Genomic DNA, 22,959 nt, shown 5'->3' with positions numbered 1-22,959 from the left:
CAGAACATGCGGCCATCAGGAACGCTCCCATCATGTTGATCCCTTCCCCCAAATGGCTTCGTGGTGACGATATCGCCACGTCCGAAATCACCCCGCGCCATATTTTCGAGTCGCGCCGCCGCCTGCTCGCGATGGCCGCCGCCGGCGCCGCGGGCAGTGTGCTGACGCCGTGGTTCGCCCGTGAGGCGTTTGCACAGGGCAACCCGGGCAAGGGCCAGCGCCTGGCGGCCACGCCGAACAACACCTACGTGATCACCGAGAAGCGCACGCCTTACGAGGACGTGACCACGTATAACAATTTCTACGAGTTCGGCACGGACAAGTCGGACCCGGCCCGCAACGCCGGCACGCTGCGGCCCCGGCCGTGGCAGGTGTCGGTGGAAGGACTGGTCAAGCAGCCGAAGGTCTACGACATCGACGAACTCGTGAAGCTCGCCCCGCAGGAGGAGCGCGTCTACAGGTTGCGCTGCGTGGAGGGCTGGTCGATGGTGATTCCGTGGATCGGCTACCCGCTCGCCGAGCTGATCCGCCGCGTGGAACCGCTCCCCGGCGCGAAGTTCGTCCAGTTCATCACGCTGGCCGACAAGAAGCAGATGCCTGGCATCAGCAGTTCCGTGCTCGACTGGCCGTATAGCGAAGGGCTGCGCATGGACGAGGCGATGCACCCGCTGGCGCTACTCACCTTCGGCCTGTACGGCGAGGTGCTACCGAACCAGAACGGCGCCCCGGTGCGCATGGTGCTGCCGTGGAAATACGGCTTCAAGAGCGCCAAGTCGATCGTTAAGATCCGCTTCCTGGACAAGCAGCCGCCGACCAGCTGGAACCTGGCCGCTTCGAATGAATATGGCTTTTATTCGAATGTGAATCCAGACGTCGATCACCCGCGCTGGAGCCAGGCTACCGAGCGGCGCATCGGCGAAGAGAAGGGCGGCGGCGGTTTCTCCGCGCTGTTCGCGCCCAAGCGCAAGACGCTGCCGTTCAACGGCTACGGCGCGCAGGTGGCGTCGCTGTATCAGGGCATGGATCTGAAGAAGAACTTCTGATGGCGGAGCCGGACATGATCGCGAATCAAGCCACGGCGCCGCGTGCGTCGGCCGCCGCTGCGCCCGCCCCGCGCGCCGGCGGGCTGGCGACGCTGTCGCCGTCGGGCGTGCGCGCCGTCAAGGTACTGGTGTGGATCCTGGCGCTGCTGCCGTTCGCCCGATTGCTCTATCTCGGCGCCACGGCGCAGTTCGGCGCCAATCCGCTTGAATTCGTCACGCGATCCACCGGAACCTGGACGCTGGTCATGCTCTGCGTCACGCTGGCCATCACGCCGCTGCGCCGCTTCACGGGGTGGAACTGGCTGATCAAGCTGCGGCGCATGCTCGGGTTGTTTGCGTTCTTCTACGCCGTGCAGCACTTCCTGTTGTGGCTGGGCGTGGACCGCGGGTTCGACGTCGCGTACATGATCAAGGACATCGCAAAACGTCCATTTATCACGGTGGGGTTTGCTGCGTTCGTGCTGTTGGTGCCGTTGGCGGCTACGTCGACCAATGGCATGGTCAAGCGGCTGGGCGGCAAGCGGTGGCAGGCGCTGCACAAAGCGATCTATGCGATCGCCGTGCTCGGCATCCTGCATTTCTGGTGGCACAAGGCGGGCAAGAACGACTTCAGCGAAGTGTCGATCTACGCCGCCGTGGTGTTCGTGCTGCTGGGCCTGCGGATGTGGTGGTGGGCGCGCAAGCGCGCCGCGTAGCGAGGATGGCGCGCCCCCCGCCGTGCGGAGAGGGGCGCCGCTGGGTCAGCCCTTGAGCAGGTGCTCGCCCTTGAACAGGTCGGCCGGCAGTTCGCGCTCGCGCACCAGGTGCACGGTGTCGCCATCGACCATCACCTCGGCGGCGCGGCCGCGGGTGTTGTAGTTGGAACTCATCACGAAACCATAAGCGCCGGCGGACATCACCGCCAGCAGGTCGCCCGGCTGCACGGCCAGCGCGCGGTCGCGGCCGAGCCAGTCGCCCGATTCGCACACCGGGCCCACTACGTCATAGGTCACGGGCGCGTCGGCGCGCGGCGCCACGGGCTCGATCCGGTGGTAGGCCTCGTACATCGCCGGGCGCGCCAGATCGTTCATCGCCGCATCGACGATGCAGAAGTTCTTGGCCGCGCCGGGCTTCAGGAATTCCACCTGCGTCAGCAGCGCGCCGGCGTTGCCTACCAGCGAGCGGCCCGGCTCGAACAGCACCTCGCGGTGGCCATGGCCACGTGCTGCTACGCGGTCCAGCAGCGTGGTGGCGAAGCCGGTGATATCGGGCGGGGTTTCATCGGCATAGGTGATGCCCAGGCCGCCGCCCACGTCGATGTGGTCCAGACGGATACCTTCGCGCTCAAGCGCTTCCACCACGTCGAGCACCTTGTCGAGCGCCTCCAGATAGGGCGCCACTTCCGTGATCTGCGAGCCGATATGGCAGTCGATGCCGACCACTTCGAGGTGCGGCAGCGCGGCGGCGGCACGGTAGGTCGGCAGTACGTCCTCGAACGCCACGCCGAACTTGTTGCCCTTGAGACCGGTTGAGATATAGGGATGCGTCTTGGCATCCACGTCCGGATTGATCCGCAGCGACACGCGCGCGCGCTTGCCCAGCCGGCCGGCCACGGCGTTCAGCCGGTCCAGTTCGGGGATCGATTCGACGTTGAAGCCGCGTACGTCGTGCTCCAGCGCCAGCGCCATGTCGGCCTCGCTCTTGGCCACGCCCGAGAACACCACCTTGCGCGGATCGCCGCCGGCGGCCAGCACGCGGAGCAGTTCGCCACCGGACACAATGTCGAAACCGGCGCCCAGCTGGGCGAACACCTGCAGCACGGCCAGGTTCGAATTCGCCTTCACGGCGAACTGCACATGCGCGTTGCGGCCCTTGCAGGCGGCGGCGTAGGCCTGGTAGGCCGTGGTCAGCGCGGCGCGCGAGTAGACGTAGGTCGGCGTGCCGAACTCGGCCGCGATACGGGCCAGCGACACTTGTTCGACGGCCAGGGCGCCGTCGCGGCGGGTAAAGAAATCAGTCATGTTCTGCGTGCGGAGGGGCGAGGCGCCCAGGTTACTTCGTCGAATTCGTGTTCGTGGCCGGCTCGGCAGGAACCGGCGCGCTGGTGGCGGGTTCGCCCATCGGCCGTGCCGGTGCCACCGCGCCCGCCTGGCCCAGGCCCGGATCGGGCACCGTGGGCGGGGTCGGGGCGGGCGGTACCCGGGGCATGGTCAGCGGGCCGCGAACGCCGCATCCGGTCAGGGTCATCGCGAGTACGGCGGCAAACGCCGATACAATCGCACCACGACGCAGCTTCGGGGAGTCCTTCATTGTCTGAATGCCTTGGATGGCTTGGGGTGACTTTCTGGATGGCTGGCGAAACGGCCCGGAATCCGCAGGAATCCGCGGCAAGTCCCGACAATTTTCCATTTTTCCGCCAGCCGGATCGCGACCCGGGACGTCTGTCCGGGCGCGCTGCCGGCGGCCTTGGAGTGTAGCATGCCCCCCCTCACCGAAAGCGAGTTCCTGGTACTGGCCGGCAAGGCCCTGGACCGGCTGGAAGCCGACATCGAAACCGCCGCCGACGCGGCCGACGCCGATGTCGAGATCAACCGCACCGGCAATGTCATGGAGCTGGAATTCGAGGATGGCTCGAAGATCATCGTCAATAGCCAGGCGCCGATGCAGGAGCTGTGGGTGGCAGCGAAGGCCGGCGGTTTCCACTTCCGCCACGACGGCGCCAAGTGGATGGATACGCGCAGCGGCGCCGAACTGTACGCGGCGCTCTCCACCTATATGAGCCAGCAAGCGGGCGTCACGCTGACGCTCGGCTAAGGCAGCGCCGGCCCCAGCCAACAAAAAACCGGCCGAGTGGGCCGATTTTTTGTTGGGGCGAAAATTACCGTCCGGATGCCGATCAGGCGTTCAAGCGCCGCCGAACATCTCCAGGATCTTGCGCTTCTCGGCTTCCGTATCCTGCGCCGGACGCGCGCTCTCGTCGGGTTTGCCGGGCCACGGATCGCCCAGTCCCACCGATGCCACGCCGGCACCCGCCGCGTTCTCCTCGAGCGTCCAGTCGCCGGCCACCATCACCACGCCTTCCGGCGCCTGCCGGTCGGGGCTCTCGGGCACGCCCTTGAGCGCCTTGCTCATATAGCTGACCCAGATCGGCAGCGCCAGGCCGCCACCGGTTTCGCGCACGCCCAGGCTCTTGGGCTGGTCGTAGCCCATCCACGCAATCGCCACGAGCTTCGGCGTGTAGCCGGCGAACCAGGCATCCACGGCATCGTTCGTGGTACCGGTCTTGCCGGCCAGGTCGTTGCGGCCCAGGCGCTGCTTGGCCGGGTTGGCCGTGCCGCTACGTACCACCTCGCGCAGCATGCTGTCGGCGATGAACGCGGTGCGCGCATCCAGCACGCGCACGGCGTCCTGGCCAGCCTTCTGCGGACGGGTCTCGGAGATCACGTTGCCGCGCGAATCCACCACGCGCTGGATCAGGTACGGATTGACGCGATAGCCGCCGTTGGCGAACACCGAGTAGGCGCCGGCCATCTGGAGCGGCGTCACCGCGCCGGAGCCCAGCGCCATCGGCAGGTAGGCCGGGTGCTTGTCGGCCTCGAAGCCGAACCGCGTGATGTAGTCCTGCGCGTACTGCGTGCCGATCGCGCGAAGAATTCGTACGGATACGAGGTTCTTCGACTTGGCCAGCGCGCGGCGCATCGTCATCGGGCCTTCGAACTTGCCGTCGTAGTTCTTCGGCTCCCAGACCTGGCCGCCGGTGTCGGGGCCGATCGTCAGCGGGGCATCGTTGATCACCGTGGCGGGCGAGAAGCCCTTCTCCAGCGCGGCCGTGTAGATGAACGGCTTGAAGCTCGAGCCCGGCTGGCGCCACGCCTGCGTCACGTGGTTGAACTTGTTGCGGTTGAAGTCGAAGCCGCCGACCATCGCCCGGATCTCGCCATCTTCAGGATTCAACGAGACGAAGGCGGCCGCCACCTCAGGCAGCTGGGTGACGGACCACGTGTTGTCCTTGGCATCCTGCGTGACGCGGATGATCGCGCCGGGGCGGATCTTGACCTTGGGCTGGGCATTGGCCGACAGCGACGGTGCGATGAACCGCAGCGCCGTGCCTTCGATCGTCGCCACCTCGCCCGAGAGCAGCGTGGCGCGTACCTGCTTCGGCGTCACGCTGGTGACCACGGCCGAGCGCAGGTCGTCGCTGCCCGGGTGCTCCACCAGGGCGTCGTCGATGGCCTGCTCGCGTTCGGACGGATTCGACGGCAGGTCGACGAACGCCTCCGGGCCGCGATAGCCGTGCTTGCGCTCGTAGGTCATGATGCCGCCGCGCACCGCGTCGTACGCGGCGTCCTGGTCGGCCTTGTTCAGCGTCGTGTAGACGTTGAGGCCGCGCGTATAGGTTTCCTCGCGATATTGTGCGTACATGAGCTGGCGCACGATTTCCGCGACGTATTCGGCATGGGTGGAGAACTCGTTACCCTCGCCGCGCACCTTCAACTCCTCGCGCACGGCCTGGTCGTACTGCGCCGGCGTGATGTAGCCGAGGTCGCGCATGCGCTGGAGGATGTATTCCTGGCGCACCTTGGCGCGGCGCGGGTTCACCACGGGGTTGTAGGCCGACGGCGCCTTCGGCAGGCCAGCCAGCATGGCGGCCTCGGCCGGCGTCACGTCCTTGATCGACTTGCCGAAGTAGACCCGCGCGGCGCTGGCGAAGCCGTAGGCGCGCTGCCCCAGGTAGATCTGGTTCATGTACAGCTCGAGGATCTGGTCCTTGGTCAGGTTCGCCTCGATCTTGTACGCCAGCAGCATCTCGTAGATCTTGCGCGTGTAGGTCTTCTCGCTCGAGAGGAAGAAGTTGCGCGCCACCTGCATGGTGATGGTGGAGGCGCCCTGCGACAGCCCGCCACGCAGGTTGGCCAGCCCGGCGCGCAGCACGCCCACGAAGTCGACGCCGCCGTGCTCGTAGAAACGGTCGTCCTCGATCGCGAGCACGGCCTTCTTCATGACGTCCGGGATCTCGGTGATCGGCACGAAGTTGCGGCGCTCCTCGCCGAACTCGCCGATCAGCACGTTGTCCGCCGTGTAGATCCGCAGCGGGATCTTCGGCCGGTAGTCGGTGATGGTGTCCAGCGATGGCAGGTTGGGCGCGGCCACGACCAGCGCGTAGCCCACGAGCAACGCCACGGCGACCAGCCCGGCGACAAGCAGTCCAATCAGCCCGAACATGATCCGCGCCCAGAGCGGACGGCGGACGGGAAGGGACGGCTTCTGTTGTGCTGTGGCCATAAGGGTTTACCTAATCAGAGTGCCCGGATTATATCGTCGGGGATGGGGCGTCCCCGGTGCGCCGTGCCGCAAAAGGCGCTATCGCCCTGTTACAAGATGTAATCCTGTTGAGATCAGGTTGTCACGGCGCGCAGGTCTTCGGCGCAGGGCGGGTTGGCGGGTGTCGCGAAGGCGTGTTGGCCGGGAGACCGGATCGAGGGTGACCGATGCGGTGGCGCGACGCTCTGTAACGGGCTTGAGGTGGACCGTGGGATTTTGGCAACGCTTTCGCGCGGCCCGTCTGAAAAAGAAAGCGTGGTCAGATCGGCACATTGCGCGCGCCTCTGCTTTTTGTGAGAATCCACGAACATAAAAGAGCAAACGTTTCATCCAAGAAACTAATCTGGCTCGCCCCATTAGAGCAGTCATGCCGTGGGCGAGTTCAAATGTCAGGGGGTCACCTTGCGACGGGGCATCTTGTCGGGTCTTCTGCGCCGGACTACGGTCGGCGTAGATATCGGGTCGTCCAGCGTCAAGGTCGTGGAGCTGTCCGTTGGGGCGGGCAAACACGACTTCAGGCTGGAAAAATGCGCCAGCGAACTGCTGGACCGCAACGCCGTTGCCGATGGCAACGTCGTCAACATCGAGGCCGTGGGCATCGCGCTGAAGCGAGCCCTTGGCAAGGCCGGTATTCGTACCAAGGACGTTGTCCTTGGCGTGCCGTCCATGCTGACGGAATCTCAGACTGTCAGTCTTCCGGACAACCTGTCCGAGGACGAACTCTATTCGCAGGTCGAATCGGAGGCGCACCGCCTCTATCCGCCTTCCCAGGCGGTGAATTTCGACTTCGCGGTGATTGGCCCCAACGAGACCGAAGGCGGGATTGGCGTGCGCGTGACGGCCGCCAACAGCGATCGCGTGCAGGAGCGGGTGACGGCGGCCGAAATGGCTGGCCTGAAGCCGCAGGTGATGGATGTCGAGGAGTACGCCGTGCAGCGCTCGGTCGTACAGATGCTCGGCGTGCCGTCCTCCCTGACCGAGACCGATGCCAAGGATCTCCCCGTGGTCGCCGTCATCCACCTCGGTGGCAGTCGCTCCAAGGCGATCTTCTACCAGGGCTGGAAGGAACTCTACGAACAGCCACTGAACAGCTACGGCGACCAGCTCACGCAGAGCGCCGCGCGCATGTTCACGCTGGATGCCCTCAAGGCCGAGATCAAGAAGCGCAAGAACACGCTGCCTGAAGCGTGGCGCGCGCAATTGCTCAAGCCGTCGCTGGAAGCCCTGGCGATGGAAGTGCAGGGCGCCATCGGCAATTTCGTAGCCAGTTCCAGCCTGGGCCGGGTCGACGAGATCCTGCTCTCGGGCGGACATGCCTCGCTGCTGGGGGTGCAGGCCGCCATCCAGCAGCAGACGCAGATCACTACCACGCTGGCCAATCCTTTCGCCAACATGATGACCGCAGGCAACGTCAACGAGCGCTATCTCCAGCGCGACTTGCCGGCCTACATCGTCAGTGCGGGACTGGCATTGCGCGGGCTGCAATAACCCACGGGGGGAGAAGCATGTCCACGACGACGAACACCATCCCGTCGGTCAACCTGCTGCCGTATCACGAGGCCCGCAAGGCCGCGCGGCGCAAGAAGGTCTATTCGCTCCTGGGCGGCGCGGCAGCCGCCGGGGCGGTCATCGTGCTGATCGGCGGGTTCTATATCGACTCGCAGATCGAGGCCGTGACGGCGCGCAACGCCGTGCTGCAGCAGGCCAACACGCAGATGGATGGCCAGATCCGCGAGGTCAACACGCTCAAGAAGGATATCGAGGCCCTGCTGGACCGCCAGCGCGCCATCGAGAGCCTGCAGGCGGAGCGCAACCTGCCTGTGCAGCTGCTCGAAGAGCTGGTGCGCCAGGTGCCGGAAGGCGTCTACCTGACCAGCCTGAAGCAGACCGGCGACAGCTTTGTCATGGCTGGCGTGGCGCAGTCCAACGAACGCGTGTCCGAACTGCTGCGCAATATCGACCAGGTGACGTGGCTCGACCGCGCCGAACTGGTGGAATCGAAGGCCGTGACGATGACCAACAACCTGCGCGAGCAGCGCCGGCTGTTTGATTTCTCGATGCGGTTCTCCTATCGCGCGCCGGAAGTGCCTGGCGACAAGAAGAAGGGCGCCGCCTCCGATGCCGCGGCCAAACCTGCAGCGGGGAAGGTCTGATCATGGCACTCAATTCGGATATTTCCCTCAATGACCTGACCGCGCAGTTCCGCGGCCTGAACCTGAACGAGCCCGAGACCTGGCCGGCCGCGCCGCGCCTGCTGTTCTCGGCGCTGGCCGCCGTGATCGTGCTGGTGGTCGGCTGGCAGTTCTACTGGAGCGACAAGAACACCGAACTCGAACGCAAGCATGCGGAGCACGAGACGCTGAAGCAGTCGTTCAAGACCAAGGTGGCGCAGGTGGCCAATCTGGACGCGCTGCGCGCCCAGAAGACGGAGGTGGAAAAGCGCGTGGCGCTGGCCGAGCGCCAGTTGCCGAACAGCACCGAGATGGATGCGCTGCTGGCCGACGTGAACCACGCCGGCGTGGCGCGCGGCCTCCAGTTCGAGCTGTTCAAGCCGCAGGCCGCCGTGGTCAAGTCGTATTTCGCCGAAATTCCGGTGAACCTGAAGGTCACCGGCCGCTACCACGACGTCGCGCTGTTCAACGCGGACGTGGCGGCGCTCTCCCGGATCGTTTCGATGCGCAACCTGAACATGGCGGTGGCCAAGGACGGCACGTTGTCGATGGAAGCGCAGGCCATGGCCTACCGCGCCCTGGATCCGGACGAGCAGGCGGCCCAACGCCGCGCCGCCGCGGACGCTGCCGCCAAGAAGGCCAAGGGAGGTGCCAAGTGAGCCGGTTGACACATCGCCCCCCGCATCGCATTGCCATGATGTCACGCACGTCCCGCACGCCGCGCCGGCTGGCAGCCGCCGCTGTTGCGATGCTGGCCGCCACCACGCTGACCGCCTGCGGCGCCAGCGAGGACGAAGGGCTGCAGCAGTGGATGAGCCAGACGCGCGCCGCCAAGGCGCCGCCGCCGGAGCCGCTGCCCGAGGTCAAGCCGTACGTGCCGCGCGAATACGGCGGCCGCACGTCGCCGGAACCGTTCGCGCAGACCAAGATTGGTGAGCTGAACAAGACGATGTCTGAGTCGCCGGAGGCCGGACGGCGACGCGAGCCGCTTGAGGAATTCCCGCTGGAAAACTTCAAGATGCTCGGCATGCTGAAAAAAAACGGCGAGACCTACGGTGTCGTACGCGTAGATAACAAGATCCACCACGTCAAAGTGGGTCAGTATCTCGGCCAGAGTTATGGCCGGGTGGTCCGCATCAACGATCAAGAGATCGTGTTGCGCGAATTGGTTCGGGAAGGGGTCTCAGATTGGAAAGAGAAAATGACCAGCCTGAAGCTGGAGGCATCCGCATGATCACGGCACGATGGTACCGGGCGCTTGCGGGCGCAGCAGCGATGGCATTGGTGCTGGCCTCTCCGGCCGCACACGCTCAGACTAACCAGCTCAAGCAGGTGGAAGCCAACGTCGTTGGCGAGCAGACCGTGTTCACGGTCGACCTGCAAGGGCCGCTCACGCAGAAGCCTGCGGACTTCACCACGCAGAATCCGGCGAAGATCGCGATCGACTTCTTCGACACGGGCTTCCCTGCCGGCCGTGCGCAGTACGAGTACGCCGGCAAGGTGCTCAAGAGCGCCAATGTGATGCAGATCGGCGACCGCACCCGCGTGGTGCTGAACCTGAGCCGCTCGGCCACGTATCGCACGGAAGTGCGCGGCAACCAGTTCGTGGTGTTGCTGGACAACGTGGCGCAGACCAGCACGACGTCGGCACCGACGTTCGCGGCCAGCCCGGCGCCGGCACAGGCGGCCAACCGCCCGGCGCTGCGCAATATCGACTTCCGGCGCGGCACCGACGGTGCAGGGCGGGTGGTCGTGGACCTGTCCTCGCGCGACTCGGGCATCAATATCCAGCAACAGGGCCAGAACCTGGTGGTGGACTTCATGGGCACCGCGCTGCCGCAGGACCTGCGCCGCCGCTTCGACGTGACGGACTTCGGCACGCCGGTACAGGGCATGCGCGCCAGCGACGCCAACGGCAACGCCCGTCTGACCATCGAGCCGCGCGGTAACTGGGAGTACAGCTCGTACCAGACCGACAACCAGTTCGTGGTGGAAGTGCGTCCGGTCAAGGATGATCCGAACAAGCTGATCGCCGGCCAGGGTTACCGGGGCGAGCGCCTGTCGCTGAACTTCCAGAACATCGACATCCGCTCGCTGCTCCAGGTGTTCGCCGACTTCACGAACCTGAACATCATCACGAGCGACACGGTGCAGGGCAACCTGACGCTGCGTCTCAAGGATGTGCCGTGGGACCAGGCGCTCCAGATCGTGATGGATTCGAAGGGTCTGGCCTCCCGCCGCAACGGCAACGTGCTGTGGGTGGCACCCAAGGCGGAACTGGCGACCAAGGAGAAGCTGGAACTCGAGGCGGCGCAGCAGATCACCGAGCTCGAGCCGATCCGCAGCCAGGTCTACCAGCTCAACTACCAGCGGGCGGACGATGTGCGCCGCATGCTGCTGGGCCAGAGCACCGGCGGTTCGGGTGCCAGCTCGGGCGGCGTGGCCGCGGGCGGCGCGGCCGGCACGATGGGCGCGACGCGCATGCTGTCCAAGCGCGGCTCGCTGACGGCTGACCCGCGTACCAACCAGCTGTTCGTGTCGGACGTGGCGAGCAAGCTCGAGGAAGTGCAGAACTTCCTGACGAAGATCGACATCCCGGTGCGCCAGGTGATCATTGAGGCACGTATTGTCGAGGCCAGCGACACCTTCAGCCGGAACCTCGGTGTGAAGCTGGGCTTTGCCTCGCAGCGGTCGGGCGCTGGCTACGGCAACTCGTACACCAACGTGGTGAGCCCGATCACGCAGGACGCCACGTGGGATAACGGCCCGGCCCTGAGCCTGCCGGCCGCCGCGATCAACGGCACGAACCCGGCATCGGTGGCGTTCAGCATCTTCAACGCCGGTGCGGGCCGCTTCCTGGCGCTCGAACTGTCGGCGCTGGAAGCCGACGGCAAGGGCAAGATCATCTCCAGTCCGCGCGTGGTCACTGCCAACAACATCAAGGCGCTGATCGAGCAGGGCACGGAGTTGCCGTACCAATCCGCCACGTCGAGCGGTGCCACCTCGGTGCAGTTCCGCAAGGCCAACCTGAAGCTCGAGGTCACGCCGCAGATCACGCCGGAAGGCAACGTGCTGCTGGATGTGGACGTGAACAAGGACAGCGTGGGTATCCAGACCACCAACGGCTTCGCCATCGACACCAAGCACGTGCAGACGCAGGTGCTGGTGGAGAACGGCGGCACCGTGGTGATTGGCGGTATCTACAGCCAGGAAGAGAGCAACAACTACAACAAGGTGCCGTTCCTGGGCGATATCCCGGTGATCGGCTACCTGTTCAAGAACAACGCCAAGGTCAACAACCGCACCGAGCTGCTGGTGTTCCTGACGCCGCGTATCCTGAACGACAACGTGTCGCTGAAATAACCGCGCCGGGTGCAGTACCGGGCCCGGATGCAGTAGACTGAGAGGCCGCGTCGCTTGCCGACGCGGCCTTTTTTCATTGGCGGCGTCGTCAGGCAGCCAGGCCGGAAGCGCGCGATGCCGCGTGATGTATTGTCATCACCTGTTTTGCGAAAGTCCCGGCCGGGGCGATAATGCGAAGCCGCCAGGCACCACGCCTGCTTGACCTCGATACCCCAGTGACCGCGCAAGCCACTCGCCCGAATCTCTTCTTCGTTGGCCTTATGGGCGCCGGCAAGACTACCGTCGGCCGCACCGTGGCCCGGCGTCTCAACTACCCGTTCTTCGACTCCGACCATGAGCTCGAGGCGCGTTGCGGCGTGCGGATTCCGATTATTTTCGAGCACGAGGGCGAGGCGGGCTTCCGCGACCGCGAGGCGCACATCATTGCCGAGCTGGCTTCGCGCCAGGGCATCGTGCTGGCCACGGGCGGCGGCGCCGTGCTGCGCCCGGAGAACCGCGAGGTGCTGCGCGCCAATGGCACCGTGGTCTACCTGCGCGCGAGCCCGCACGACCTGTGGCTGCGCACCCGCCACGACCGCAATCGCCCGCTGCTCCAGACCCAGGACCCCAAGGGCCGGCTCGAGGCGCTGTACGCCGAGCGCGACCCGCTCTACCGCGAAGTGGCGGATTTCATCATCGAAACCGGCAAGCCGTCCGTGGCACAGCTTGCTAATATGGTTCTGATGCAACTTGAGATGGCCGGCTTTGTGTTTCCGCCCGCGGAAGCCATCCCGGACGGCGATGCGGCCACGCCCGCGGCGCCGGACCAGCCGGCGCAGGACACCCATTCATGATTACGCTTGAAGTCGACCTCGGGACGCGCAGCTACCCGATCCATATCGGTGGCGGTCTGCTCGACCGCGCCGAATTGCTGGCGCCGCACGTGCGCGGCCAGCACGCCGTCATCGTCACCAACGAGACGGTCGGCCCGCTGTACGCCGCCCGGGTGGAAGCCACGCTGGCCGCGCTCGGCAAGACCGTGCGCGTGGTCACGCTGCCGGACGGCGAGCGTTTCAAGCACTGGGAAACCCTGAACCTGATCTTCGATGCGCTGCTGAGCGCCGGCGCCGACCGCAAGACCACGCTGATCGCACTCGGCGGCGGCGTGGTGGGCGACATGACCGGGTTTGCCGCCGCCTGCTACATGCGCGGCGTGCCGTTCGTGCAGATGCCGACCACGCTGCTGGCGCAGGTGGATTCCTCGGTGGGTGGCAAGACCGGCATCAACCACCCGCTCGGCAAGAACATGATCGGCGCGTTCCACCAGCCGAACGCGGTGATCGCCGACATCGACACCCTGCGCACCCTCCCGGCCCGCGAGCTGGCGGCCGGTCTGGCCGAGGTCATCAAGCATGGCGCGATTGCCGATACGGCCTACTTCGACTGGATCGAGACCCATATCGCCGGCCTGAACGCCTGCGATACCAGCCTGATGGCCGACGCCGTGCGCCGCTCCTGCGAGATCAAGGCCGCCGTGGTGGCCCAGGACGAGCGCGAGGGCGGCCTGCGGGCGATCCTGAACTTCGGCCATACCTTCGGCCATGCCATCGAGGCGGGCATGGGCTACGGCGAGTGGCTGCACGGCGAGGCGGTGGGCTGCGGCATGGTCATGGCTGCCGACCTGTCGCACCGGCTGGGCTTCATCGATACCGAGACGCGCGCGCGCATCCGCGAGCTGACCCGGGCGGCCATGCTGCCCGTGGTGGCGCCGGAACTCGGCATCGACCGCTATATCGAACTGATGAAAGTGGACAAGAAGGCCGAGGCGGGCAGCATCAAGTTCATCCTGCTGAAGAAGCTTGGCGATGCTTTCATCACCACCGTGCCCGACGCGGACCTGCGCGAGACGCTGCGCCACGCGACGTTGAAACCCCCAACCGAGGCACCGGTCGCCTGAACCCGCGATCGGCCATGCCTTGCAACCCCAAGCCCCGCCACCGGATTGCCGCATGACCGACCTCGAATCCCACCTCGCCCCGTACGCCGCCCACTCGTCGCAGTCGCGGGGGCGGGTGCATGCCGAACCGGCGTCGTCGTCGCGCAGCGAATTCCAGCGTGACCGCGACCGCGTGATCCACAGCACCGCGTTCCGGCGCCTGGAGTACAAGACCCAGGTGTTTGTGAACCATGAGGGCGACCTGTTCCGCACCCGGCTCACGCACAGCCTGGAGGTGGCGCAGATCGCGCGGTCCATCGCCCGTAACCTGCGCGTCAACGAGGATCTGGTCGAGGCGATCTCACTGGCGCACGACCTTGGACACACGCCGTTCGGCCATGCCGGGCAGGACGCGCTGAACCTCTGCATGAAGAACCACGGCGGTTTCGAGCACAACCTGCAGAGCCTGCTGGTGGTGGACGAGCTGGAGGAGCGCTACGGCGGCTTCAACGGCCTGAACCTGACGTTCGAAACGCGTGAGGGCATTCTCAAGCATTGCTCGCGGGTCAACGCGGCGGCGCTCGGGGAGCTGGGGCGGCGCTTCTTGGAGGGCGCGCAGCCGTCGCTGGAGGCCCAGCTGGCCAATCTGGCCGATGAGATCGCGTACAACAACCACGATATCGACGATGGCCTGCGCTCGGGGCTGCTGACGCTGGAACAGCTCGACGAAGTGCCGATGTGGGGCCGCCACCGGGCCGAGGTCACGGCCGCATTCCCGGGCATCAATGGCCGGCGCGCCATCAATGAGACGGTTCGCCGCATGATCAACACGCTGATCGTCGACCTGATCGAGACCACCGGGCGCAATATCGCCGCAGCCAACCCCAAGAATATCGATGCGGTGCGCGCCGCCGGGCCGCTTGTCGCCTTCAGCCCCAAGGTCCACGAGGAGGCCGCGGCGCTCAAGCGCTTCCTGTTCCGTCATCTATATAGGCACTATCTGGTGATGCGGATGTCCGCCAAGGCCCAGCGGATCATTTCGGACCTCTTCGGGGCCTTCATGCAGGACTCCCGCCTGTTGCCGCCGCAGTACCAGGCCAGCCATGGCGGCGACCAGCCGCGCCTGATTGCCCATTACATCGCCGGGATGACGGACCGCTACGCGATTCGCGAGCACCGCCGGATCTTCGCCGTCAGCGAGAGCGACTGATCCCGCCACGTCCCGAATTAAATGGGGACGGATCAGGCTATCATGCGGGGATTGCTGATTCACGTTCCTCGAATCCCCCGATGGCGCGCCTTCCCCGATTCTCCCCAGCCGGCTTGCCGGCGCTCGTGTTGCAACGCGGCAACAATCGTCAGCCCGTGTTCCTGGGCCCGGACGACTACCTCCATTACCTCGATTGCCTGCGCATGGCCGCGCGCGAGCATGAACTGGCCGTCCATGCCTACGCGCTGCGCCCAAACCATATCCATCTGGTGGCCACGCCCAAGGGGCTCGATTCCCTGAGCCTGGCGATGCAGGCCGTCGGCCGCCGCTACGCGCGGCACTTCAACCGGGTGGCCAATCGCACCGGCACGCTCTGGGAAGGGCGCTTCCGCTCGGCCGTGATCGAACCCAATGCCTGGCTGCTGCCGGCCATGCTCTATGCCGAAGGCAACGCGCTGCGTGCCGGCGAGGTGATGACGGCCGAAGCCGATCGCTGGAGCAGCTACCGCCATCACGCGGGCATCGAGTCCAGCCCGCTTGTGAGCGATCACTCTGCCTACTGGGAGCTTGGCAACACGCCTTTCGAGCGCCAGTCGAACTATCGCGCGCTCACTGCCGAAGGGCTGTCCGGCAAGACGCTCGCCACACTGCGCAAACATGCCCATAGCGGGTGGCCGCTCGGCAACGAAGCCTTCCTGGCGCAGCTGGAGCGTCACGCCACGCGGCGCGTGCAGCCGTTGCCGAAGGGCCGGCCGCGCCGCGCCAGCGAGGAAGATCTCGACGAGGCTCCGGCCACCGATGCACCAGCCTGAAGAACAAGTGCGCAAAAGTTAATGTGTCCCCATTAAAAATGCGCCCTGAACCGGGGCGATTTTTAATGTGTTCTGACCCCATTTAAAATTTTTGCGATACATTCCCGATTCTCATATAGTTGCTCCACCCACAGTCATTGTGCGGCGCGTCACGCTCGTGTACGCCGCTGCGGTCCCGCTGCCTGCCATCCGCCCGTCAAAGAGGCGCCTGCATCCAGCCACCCCCGTTCGGTCTGCCTTGCCGCGCGCGCTGCCTTCACCGGAATTCAGCCCGTGGACCACTCGCAACACCCCGCCGATCCCATCGATACCGCCGCCCGCCCGCAAGCGCAGGGCCTCTATGACCCGGCCAACGAGCATGACGCCTGCGGCGTCGGCATGGTTGCGCACATCAAGGGCCGCAAGTCGCACGAGATCATCTCGCAGGGCCTGAAGATCCTCGAGAACCTCGACCATCGCGGCGCCGTGGGTGCCGACAAGCTGATGGGCGACGGCGCCGGCATCCTGATCCAGATCCCGGACCAGTTCTACCGCGAGGAAATGGCCAAGCAGGGCGTGACCCTGCCGCCGAACGGCGAGTACGGCGTGGGCATGATCTTCCTGCCGAAGGAACACGCCTCGCGCCTGGCCTGCGAGCAGGAGCTCGAGCGCACGGTGCGCCTGGAAGGCCAGGTCGTGCTGGGCTGGCGTGACGTGCCGGTGGACTGCAACATGCCGATGTCCCCCACGGTGCGCACCACCGAGCCGGTAATCCGCCAGATCTTCATTGGCCGTGGCCGCGACATCATGACCACGGACGCGCTGGAACGTAAGCTCTACGTCATCCGCAAGACCGCCAGCCACGCCATCCAGGCGCTCAAGCTCAAGCACGGCAAGGAATACTTCGTGCCGTCGATGTCGGCCCGTACCGTGGTGTACAAGGGCCTGCTGCTGGCCACCCAGGTGGGCGAGTACTACCTCGACCTGCAGGACCCGCGCGCCGTCTCGGCCCTGGCCCTGGTGCACCAGCGCTTCTCCACCAACACCTTCCCGGCCTGGGAGCTTGCCCACCCGTACCGCATGGTCGCCCACAACGGCGAAATCAACACGGTCAAGGGCAACGTCAACTGGGTCAACGCGCGCACGGGCGCCATCTCGTCGCCGGTGCTCGGCGACGACCTGCCCAAGCTGTGGCCGCTGATCTACCCGGGCCAGTCGGATACCGCATCGTTCGACAACTGCCTCGAACTGCTGACGATGGCCGGCTACCCGCTCGTCCACGCGATGATGATGATGATCCCGGAAGCCTGGGAACAGCACACGCTGATGGACGACAACCGCCGCGCGTTCTACGAGTACCACGCCGCCATGATGGAGCCGTGGGACGGCCCCGCCGCCATCTGCTTCACCGATGGCCGCCAGATCGGCGCCACGCTGGACCGTAACGGCCTGCGTCCGGCCCGTTTCTATGTGACGGAAGACGACGTGGTCGTGCTGGCCTCGGAAGCCGGCGTGCTGCCGTTCCCCGAGTCGCGCGTGGTGCAGAAGTGGCGCCTGCAGCCCGGCAAGATGTTCCTGATCGACATGGAACAGGGCCGCATCATCGACGACAAGGAGCTCAAGGACAACCTGGCCAACGCCAAGCCGTACAAGAGCTGGATCGATGCCGTGCGCATCAAGATGGACGAACTCGAAGCCAAGCCCGAGGACGTGGCCGCCGAGAAGAAGCCCGTGGCGCCGCTGCTGGACCGCCAGCAGGCCTTCGGCTACACGCAGGAGGACGTCAAGTTCCTGATGGCGCCGATGGCGCTGGCCGGCGAGGAAGCCACCGGCTCGATGGGCAATGACTCGCCGCTGGCCGTGCTGTCGTCCAAGAACAAGACGCTGTACCACTACTTCAAGCAGCTGTTCGCCCAGGTGACCAACCCGCCGATCGACCCGATCCGCGAGAACATGGTTATGTCGCTGGTGTCGTTCATCGGCCCGAAGCCGAACCTGCTCGAACTGAACAACATCAACCCGCCGATGCGCCTCGAAGTGTCCCAGCCCGTGCTGGACTTCAAGGACATCGCCAAAATCCGCAACATCGAGCACTACACCGGTGGCAAGTTCCGCGCTTATGAGCTGAACATCTGCTATCCGACGGCATGGGGCAAGGAAGGCATCGAGGCGCGCCTGGCGTCGCTGTGCGCCGAGGCCGTGGATGCCGTGCGCTCGGGCTACAACATCCTGATCGTGTCCGACCGCCGCGTCGATGCCGATCATGTGGCGATTCCGGCACTGCTGGCGACGTCGGCCATCCACCATCACCTGGTGGAGAAGGGCCTGCGCACGTCCGCCGGCCTGGTGGTGGAAACCGGCTCCGCGCGTGAAGTGCACCACTTCGCGCTGCTGGCTGGCTACGGCGCCGAAGCCGTCCACCCGTACCTGGCCATGGAAACGCTGGCCGACATGGCCGCCGGCCTGTCTGGCGACCTGTCGCCGGAGAAGGCGGTCAAGAACTTCGTCAAGGCCATCGGCAAGGGCCTGTTCAAGGTGATGTCCAAGATGGGCATCTCCACGTACATGTCCTACACCGGCGCGCAGATCTTCGAGGCCATCGGCCTGTCGCGCGAACTGGTGCAGAAGTATTTCCACGGCACGCCGTCCAACGTGGAAGGCATCGGCATCTTCGAGGTTGCCGAGGAAGCCATCCGCCTGCACCGCGACGCGTTTGGCAACAACCCCGTGCTCGAGTCCATGCTCGAAGCCGGTGGCGAGTACGCCTACCGCGTGCGGGGCGAGGAGCATATGTGGACGCCGGATTCGGTGGCCAAGCTCCAGCACTCGGTGCGCGCCGATGACGGCAAGGGTGCCTACCAGACGTACAAGGAATACGCGAACATCATCAACGACCAGAGCCGCCGTCACATGACGCTGCGTGGCCTGTTCGAGTTCAAGGTCGATCCGTCGCGCGCCATTCCGCTCGAGGAAGTGGAGTCGGCCAAGGACATCGTGCAGCGTTTCGCCACGGGTGCCATGTCGCTCGGCTCGATCTCGACCGAAGCCCACACCACGCTGGCCGTGGCGATGAACCGCATCGGCGGCAAGTCGAACACCGGCGAAGGCGGCGAGGACGAGAAGCGCTACCGGAACGAACTGCGCGGCATCCCCATCAAGCAGGGCGATACCCTCAAGGGCCTGCTGGGCGACCACGTGATCGAGCGTGACCTGCCGCTGCAGGCAGGCGACTCGCTGCGCAGCAAGATCAAGCAGGTGGCATCGGGCCGCTTTGGCGTGACCGCCGAGTACCTGGCGTCGGCCGACCAGATCCAGATCAAGATGGCCCAGGGCGCCAAGCCTGGCGAGGGCGGCCAGCTGCCCGGCCACAAGGTGTCGGACTACATCGGCAAGCTGCGTTACTCGGTGCCGGGCGTGGGCCTGATCTCGCCGCCGCCGCACCATGACATCTACTCGATCGAGGATCTGGCACAGCTGATCCACGACCTGAAGAACGTGAACCCGGTGTCGGACATCTCGGTCAAGCTGGTGTCCGAAGTGGGCGTGGGCACCGTGGCGGCCGGCGTGGCGAAGGCCAAGGCCGACCACGTGGTGATCGCCGGCCATGACGGCGGCACCGGCGCTTCGCCGTGGTCGTCGATCAAGCACGCCGGCACGCCGTGGGAGCTGGGCCTGGCCGAGACGCAGCAGACGCTGATGCTCAACGGCCTGCGCAACCGCATCCGCGTGCAGGCTGACGGCCAGATGAAGACCGGCCGCGACGTGGTGATCGGCGCGCTGCTGGGCGCTGACGAGTTCGGCTTCGCCACGGCACCGCTGGTGGCCGAGGGCTGCATCATGATGCGCAAGTGCCACCTGAACACCTGCCCGGTGGGCGTGGCCACGCAGGATCCGGCGCTGCGCAAGAAGTTCCAGGGCAAGCCCGAGCACGTGGTGAACTTCTTCTTCTTCGTTGCCGAGGAAGCGCGCGAGATCATGGCCCAGCTGGGCATCCGCACGTTCGATGAGCTGATCGGCCGCGCCGACCTGCTCGACATGCGCAACGGCATCGAGCACTGGAAGGCGCGTGGCCTGGACTTCGGCCGCATCTTCTATCAGCCGGCGTTCGCCGCCGACGTGCCGCGCTTCCATACGGACGTGCAGGACCACGGTCTGTCGGTGGAAGCCGGCAAGGCGCTGGACCATGTGCTGATCGCCAAGGCGCGTCAGGCCATCGACAAGGGTGAGCGCGTGTCGTTCATCCAGCCGGTGAAGAACGTGAACCGCACGGTGGGCGCGATGCTGTCCGGCGTGATCGCCAAGCAGTATGGCCACGAGGGCCTGCCCGACGACACCATCCACATCCAGCTGCAGGGCACGGCCGGCCAGTCGTTCGGCGCGTTCCTGGCGCACGGCATCACGCTGGATCTGGTGGGCGACGGCAACGACTACGTCGGCAAGGGCCTCTCCGGCGGCCGCGTGATCGTGCGCACGCCGCACGAGTTCCGCGGCGACCCGACGCGCAACATCATCGTCGGCAACACGGTGCTGTACGGCGCCATCGCCGGCGAGGCATTCTTCAACGGCGTGGCCGGCGAACGTTTCGCGGTGCGTAACTCGGGCGCCGTGGCGGTGGTCGAGGGCACGGGCGACCACGGTTGCGAGTACATGACCGGCGGCACGGTGGTCGTGCTGGGCGGCACGGGCCGCAACTTCGCGGCGGGCATGTCCGGCGGCGTGGCCTACGTCTATGACGAGGATGGCTTGTTCGACAAGCGCTGCAACACGTCGATGGTGGCGCTGGAGGCGGTGCTCGCCTCGGCCGACCAGGAGAAGGGCCAGCCCAAGTCGCAGTGGCACAAGCAGGGCGGCAAGCGCGAGCTGGACGAGGTGATCCTGCGCAACCTGATCGAGCAGCATTTCCGCTACACCGGTTCGGAGCGCGCCAAGGCGCTGCTGGCGGACTGGACCACGGCGCGCCGCAAGTTCGTCAAGGTCTTCCCGACCGAGTACAAGCGCGCCCTGGGCGAGATGTACGCCAAGGAGCAGGCCGCCCGCGACAACGACCGCGAGGCGATTGCCGCCTGACGGCGCGCATCGGCCATCCCCACGAGACGGCGCCGCGCGGCATGCCCGCGGCGCCAACAAGATACTGACCCCACGCGAGGCCGGCCCCGCCGCCTCGCGCCAGCTAGACCAAGGACGCAACATGGGTAAGGCGACTGGCTTTCTCGAATTTCCCCGCCAGAACGAAGGCTATGAGCCGGTAGTCAAGCGTGTGAAGCACTACAAGGAGTTCGTCTTCGCGCTGTCCGACAGCGAGGCGAAGATCCAGGGTGCACGCTGCATGGACTGCGGCATCCCGTTCTGCAACAACGGCTGCCCGGTCAACAACATCATTCCGGACTTCAACGACCTGGTGTACCGCCAGGACTGGAAGACGGCCATCGAGGTCCTGCACCAGACCAACAACTTCCCCGAGTTCACGGGCCGGATCTGCCCGGCACCGTGCGAGGCGGCCTGCACGCTCGGCATCAACGAGCTGCCAGTGGGTATCAAGTCGATCGAGCACGCCATCATCGACAAGGCCTGGGAAGAGGGCTGGGTGGCGCCGCAGGTGCCCGCGCACAAGACCGGCAAGACCGTGGCCGTGGTTGGCTCGGGCCCGGCTGGCATGGCTGCCGCGCAGCAACTGGCGCGCGCCGGCCATGACGTGACGGTGTTCGAGAAGAACGACCGCATCGGCGGTCTGCTGCGCTACGGCATCCCCGACTTCAAGATGGAGAAGACGCTGATCGACCGCCGCATCGAGCAGATGCAGGCCGAAGGCGTCACGTTCCGGGCTGGCGTGATGGTGACCGAAGGCGAACTGCCCGCCGGCATCGTGAACTACGCCCGCGAGACCATCTCGGCACAGTCGCTGATGGAGCAGTTCGACGCCGTGGTGCTGGCCGGTGGCTCGGAAGTGCCGCGCGACCTGCCGGTGCCGGGCCGTGAGCTGGCCGGCGTGCACTACGCGCTGGAATTCCTGATCCCGCAGAACAAGGAAGTGGCCGGCGACGCCCTGAACGACATCCGCGCGGACGGCAAGCACGTGATCGTGATCGGCGGTGGCGATACGGGTTCCGACTGCGTCGGCACGTCGAATCGTCATGGTGCGGTGTCGGTGACCCAGTTCGAACTGCTGCCGCAGCCGCCGGACGAGGAAAACAAGCCGCTGGTGTGGCCGTACTGGCCGATCAAGCTGCGCACGTCGTCCTCCCACGACGAAGGCTGCTCGCGCGACTGGTCCGTGGCCACCAAGGAATTCATCGGCGAGAACGGCAAGATCAAGGCCCTGAAGGCCTGCCGCGTGGAGTGGAAGGACGGCCGCATGCAGGAAGTGCCGGACAGCGAGTTCGTGCTGCCGGCAGACCTGGTGCTGCTGGCCATGGGCTTCACCAACCCGGTGGGCTCGATGCTGGAAGCCTTCGGCGTGGACACGGACGCTCGCAAGAACGCCAAGGCCTCCACCGAAGGCGACCGCGCGTACTACACCAACGTGCCGAAGGTCTTCGCCGCCGGCGACGTGCGCCGCGGCCAGTCCCTCGTGGTCTGGGCCATCCGCGAAGGCCGCCAGGCCGCCCGCTCGGTGGACGCCTTCCTGATGGGCCACACAGAACTGCCGCGCTGATCGCAGCGTTGTAGGTTAAAAAAAGCCCGCCCGGGGTTTCCCGGGCGGGCTTTTTGTTTTGGGACACGGTAGATCAGGGTCCTATGGCGTTTCCCAGACACCCAACTCGATCGCCCGCTCCAGCATGCCGACGGTCAGTGGTGTCTTTTCGTATCGCTGACGAATCTTCCGTGAGAACGGCATGGCGAGGTCTTCGTTGGTTTGGATGATGAGTCAGATGGTCAGGATCCACAGGATTGTGGCGGCTGCTGCGAGGAAGGCAGGCAACCACCTCCCAGATTTCTGACTCGCGGTAAAGAACATTGCCAGTTGTATCGTGGCAATCGTCACGAATACGAGGGTTGAGAATATGAAGCGATTCCCTGAGACGTCTTCGATGGCGTCGGGCGGTATGGTTGGGTCCATCTCACTCATCCAACTGTACGGATTGCCTCTCAACGCCGCCAAGACTAGCAAGCCAAATATGGATCCAAGATGGATCGCGATGCGGATCAGCGCTTTCATGGAGTTCCG

18 protein-coding genes are annotated in these 22,959 nt (G+C 65.7%); 14 read left to right on the top strand and 4 right to left on the bottom strand.

All coding sequences use genetic code 11. From position 1 onward, the window contains the following. Nucleotides 1–32: 32 nt before the first annotated feature. Together msrP and msrQ are read left to right on the top strand one after the other, a co-directional pair. Entirely contained in the window at nt 33–1,043 is a 1,011-nt protein-coding gene (gene msrP / locus BM115_RS22340; protein ID WP_092299377.1) for a protein-methionine-sulfoxide reductase catalytic subunit MsrP, read from the top strand. Nucleotides 1,044–1,057: 14 nt separating this feature from the next. After that, nucleotides 1,058–1,738, top strand: a complete 681-nt coding sequence (gene msrQ / locus BM115_RS22335; protein ID WP_092299500.1) for a protein-methionine-sulfoxide reductase heme-binding subunit MsrQ — start codon at nt 1,058–1,060, stop codon at nt 1,736–1,738. A gap of 45 nt (nt 1,739–1,783) precedes the next feature. Here the strand turns inward: msrQ and lysA are convergent, their stop codons facing one another. Together lysA and BM115_RS22325 are read right to left on the bottom strand one after the other, a co-directional pair. Continuing rightward, a complete protein-coding gene (gene lysA / locus BM115_RS22330) occupies nt 1,784–3,043 on the bottom strand; it encodes a diaminopimelate decarboxylase (protein ID WP_092299374.1) in 1,260 nt (419 codons plus the stop codon). Between the two features lie 31 nt (nt 3,044–3,074). Beyond that, on the bottom strand, nt 3,075–3,332 hold the full coding sequence (locus tag BM115_RS22325; protein ID WP_092299371.1) for an LPS translocon maturation chaperone LptM: 258 nt from the start codon (nt 3,330–3,332) through the stop codon (nt 3,075–3,077). A gap of 168 nt (nt 3,333–3,500) precedes the next feature. Here BM115_RS22325 and cyaY point away from each other — a divergent pair, with 168 nt between their 5' ends. Continuing rightward, the gene (cyaY, locus tag BM115_RS22320) at nt 3,501–3,836 is read left to right on the top strand and encodes an iron donor protein CyaY (protein ID WP_092299368.1); all 336 of its coding nucleotides are present in this window, start codon (nt 3,501–3,503) and stop codon (nt 3,834–3,836) included. A 90-nt stretch (nt 3,837–3,926) separates the two neighbouring features. On the opposite strand, the gene BM115_RS22315 is transcribed toward cyaY, so the two are convergent. Beyond that, nucleotides 3,927–6,305 carry a penicillin-binding protein 1A gene (locus BM115_RS22315; protein ID WP_092299365.1) on the bottom strand — a complete coding sequence of 793 codons (2,379 nt, stop codon included), beginning with the start codon at nt 6,303–6,305 and terminating at the stop codon, nt 3,927–3,929. A 456-nt stretch (nt 6,306–6,761) separates the two neighbouring features. Between BM115_RS22315 and pilM the strand changes: the two genes are divergently transcribed. From pilM to BM115_RS22260, 11 genes are all read left to right on the top strand, one after another. Further along, complete coding sequence (gene pilM / locus BM115_RS22310; RefSeq protein WP_177219987.1) at nt 6,762–7,832, top strand: type IV pilus assembly protein PilM; 1,071 nt, start codon at nt 6,762–6,764, stop codon at nt 7,830–7,832. A 17-nt stretch (nt 7,833–7,849) separates the two neighbouring features. Continuing rightward, a complete protein-coding gene (locus BM115_RS22305) occupies nt 7,850–8,497 on the top strand; it encodes a PilN domain-containing protein (RefSeq protein WP_092299361.1) in 648 nt (215 codons plus the stop codon). Between the two features lie 2 nt (nt 8,498–8,499). Beyond that, nucleotides 8,500–9,174 (top strand): type IV pilus inner membrane component PilO, encoded by a 675-nt coding sequence (locus tag BM115_RS22300; protein ID WP_092299358.1) that lies wholly within the window; start codon nt 8,500–8,502, stop codon nt 9,172–9,174. A gap of 38 nt (nt 9,175–9,212) precedes the next feature. Next, complete coding sequence (locus BM115_RS22295) at nt 9,213–9,749, top strand: pilus assembly protein PilP (protein WP_177219992.1); 537 nt, start codon at nt 9,213–9,215, stop codon at nt 9,747–9,749. Then, nucleotides 9,746–11,878, top strand: a complete 2,133-nt coding sequence (gene pilQ, locus BM115_RS22290; RefSeq protein ID WP_092299355.1) for a type IV pilus secretin PilQ — start codon at nt 9,746–9,748, stop codon at nt 11,876–11,878. The genes BM115_RS22295 and pilQ overlap by 4 nt, the downstream gene beginning before the upstream one ends. 260 nt (nt 11,879–12,138) lie before the next feature. Further along, a complete protein-coding gene (locus BM115_RS22285) occupies nt 12,139–12,711 on the top strand; it encodes a shikimate kinase (RefSeq protein WP_092299352.1) in 573 nt (190 codons plus the stop codon). Continuing rightward, nucleotides 12,708–13,814 (top strand): 3-dehydroquinate synthase, encoded by a 1,107-nt coding sequence (aroB, locus tag BM115_RS22280; protein ID WP_092299348.1) that lies wholly within the window; start codon nt 12,708–12,710, stop codon nt 13,812–13,814. Before BM115_RS22285 ends, aroB begins: the two co-directional genes overlap by 4 nt. 52 nt (nt 13,815–13,866) lie before the next feature. Further along, the gene (locus BM115_RS22275) at nt 13,867–15,003 is read left to right on the top strand and encodes a deoxyguanosinetriphosphate triphosphohydrolase (protein ID WP_092299345.1); all 1,137 of its coding nucleotides are present in this window, start codon (nt 13,867–13,869) and stop codon (nt 15,001–15,003) included. Nucleotides 15,004–15,083: 80 nt separating this feature from the next. Then, complete coding sequence (locus BM115_RS22270) at nt 15,084–15,815, top strand: transposase (RefSeq protein ID WP_092299342.1); 732 nt, start codon at nt 15,084–15,086, stop codon at nt 15,813–15,815. A gap of 378 nt (nt 15,816–16,193) precedes the next feature. Beyond that, nucleotides 16,194–20,861: a glutamate synthase-related protein gene (locus BM115_RS22265; RefSeq protein ID WP_255370942.1), complete on the top strand. Its 4,668-nt coding sequence runs from the start codon at nt 16,194–16,196 to the stop codon at nt 20,859–20,861. 121 nt (nt 20,862–20,982) lie between these two features. Next, complete coding sequence (locus BM115_RS22260; RefSeq protein ID WP_092299336.1) at nt 20,983–22,446, top strand: glutamate synthase subunit beta; 1,464 nt, start codon at nt 20,983–20,985, stop codon at nt 22,444–22,446. Nucleotides 22,447–22,659: 213 nt separating this feature from the next. Here BM115_RS22260 and BM115_RS22255 read toward each other — a convergent pair whose 3' ends face one another. Further along, on the bottom strand, nt 22,660–22,950 hold the full coding sequence (locus BM115_RS22255) for a hypothetical protein (protein WP_092299333.1): 291 nt from the start codon (nt 22,948–22,950) through the stop codon (nt 22,660–22,662). Between the last annotated feature and the right edge of the window lie 9 nt (nt 22,951–22,959).

It is taken from the genome of Cupriavidus sp. OV096 (assembly GCF_900115455.1).
GTDB lineage: Bacteria > Pseudomonadota > Gammaproteobacteria > Burkholderiales > Burkholderiaceae > Cupriavidus.
The sequence above is the reverse complement of the archived record's forward strand: the minus strand, read 5'-3'. Positions and strand labels throughout refer to the sequence as shown.

Excerpts from the sequence above, each read along its gene's own strand:
- msrP (WP_092299377.1), top strand. The coding sequence starts at position 33 with ATGTTGATCCCTTCCCCCAAATGGCTTCGTGGTGACGATATCGCCACG.
- msrQ (WP_092299500.1), top strand. The coding sequence starts at position 1,058 with ATGATCGCGAATCAAGCCACGGCGCCGCGTGCGTCGGCCGCCGCTGCG.
- lysA (WP_092299374.1), bottom strand. The coding sequence starts at position 3,043 with ATGACTGATTTCTTTACCCGCCGCGACGGCGCCCTGGCCGTCGAACAA.
- BM115_RS22325 (WP_092299371.1), bottom strand. The coding sequence starts at position 3,332 with ATGAAGGACTCCCCGAAGCTGCGTCGTGGTGCGATTGTATCGGCGTTT.
- cyaY (WP_092299368.1), top strand. The coding sequence starts at position 3,501 with ATGCCCCCCCTCACCGAAAGCGAGTTCCTGGTACTGGCCGGCAAGGCC.
- BM115_RS22315 (WP_092299365.1), bottom strand. The coding sequence starts at position 6,305 with ATGGCCACAGCACAACAGAAGCCGTCCCTTCCCGTCCGCCGTCCGCTC.
- BM115_RS22305 (WP_092299361.1), top strand. The coding sequence starts at position 7,850 with ATGTCCACGACGACGAACACCATCCCGTCGGTCAACCTGCTGCCGTAT.
- BM115_RS22300 (WP_092299358.1), top strand. The coding sequence starts at position 8,500 with ATGGCACTCAATTCGGATATTTCCCTCAATGACCTGACCGCGCAGTTC.
- BM115_RS22295 (WP_177219992.1), top strand. The coding sequence starts at position 9,213 with ATGTCACGCACGTCCCGCACGCCGCGCCGGCTGGCAGCCGCCGCTGTT.
- pilQ (WP_092299355.1), top strand. The coding sequence starts at position 9,746 with ATGATCACGGCACGATGGTACCGGGCGCTTGCGGGCGCAGCAGCGATG.
- BM115_RS22285 (WP_092299352.1), top strand. The coding sequence starts at position 12,139 with ATGGGCGCCGGCAAGACTACCGTCGGCCGCACCGTGGCCCGGCGTCTC.
- aroB (WP_092299348.1), top strand. The coding sequence starts at position 12,708 with ATGATTACGCTTGAAGTCGACCTCGGGACGCGCAGCTACCCGATCCAT.
- BM115_RS22275 (WP_092299345.1), top strand. The coding sequence starts at position 13,867 with ATGACCGACCTCGAATCCCACCTCGCCCCGTACGCCGCCCACTCGTCG.
- BM115_RS22270 (WP_092299342.1), top strand. The coding sequence starts at position 15,084 with ATGGCGCGCCTTCCCCGATTCTCCCCAGCCGGCTTGCCGGCGCTCGTG.
- BM115_RS22265 (WP_255370942.1), top strand. The coding sequence starts at position 16,194 with ATGGTTGCGCACATCAAGGGCCGCAAGTCGCACGAGATCATCTCGCAG.
- BM115_RS22260 (WP_092299336.1), top strand. The coding sequence starts at position 20,983 with ATGGGTAAGGCGACTGGCTTTCTCGAATTTCCCCGCCAGAACGAAGGC.
- BM115_RS22255 (WP_092299333.1), bottom strand. The coding sequence starts at position 22,950 with ATGAAAGCGCTGATCCGCATCGCGATCCATCTTGGATCCATATTTGGC.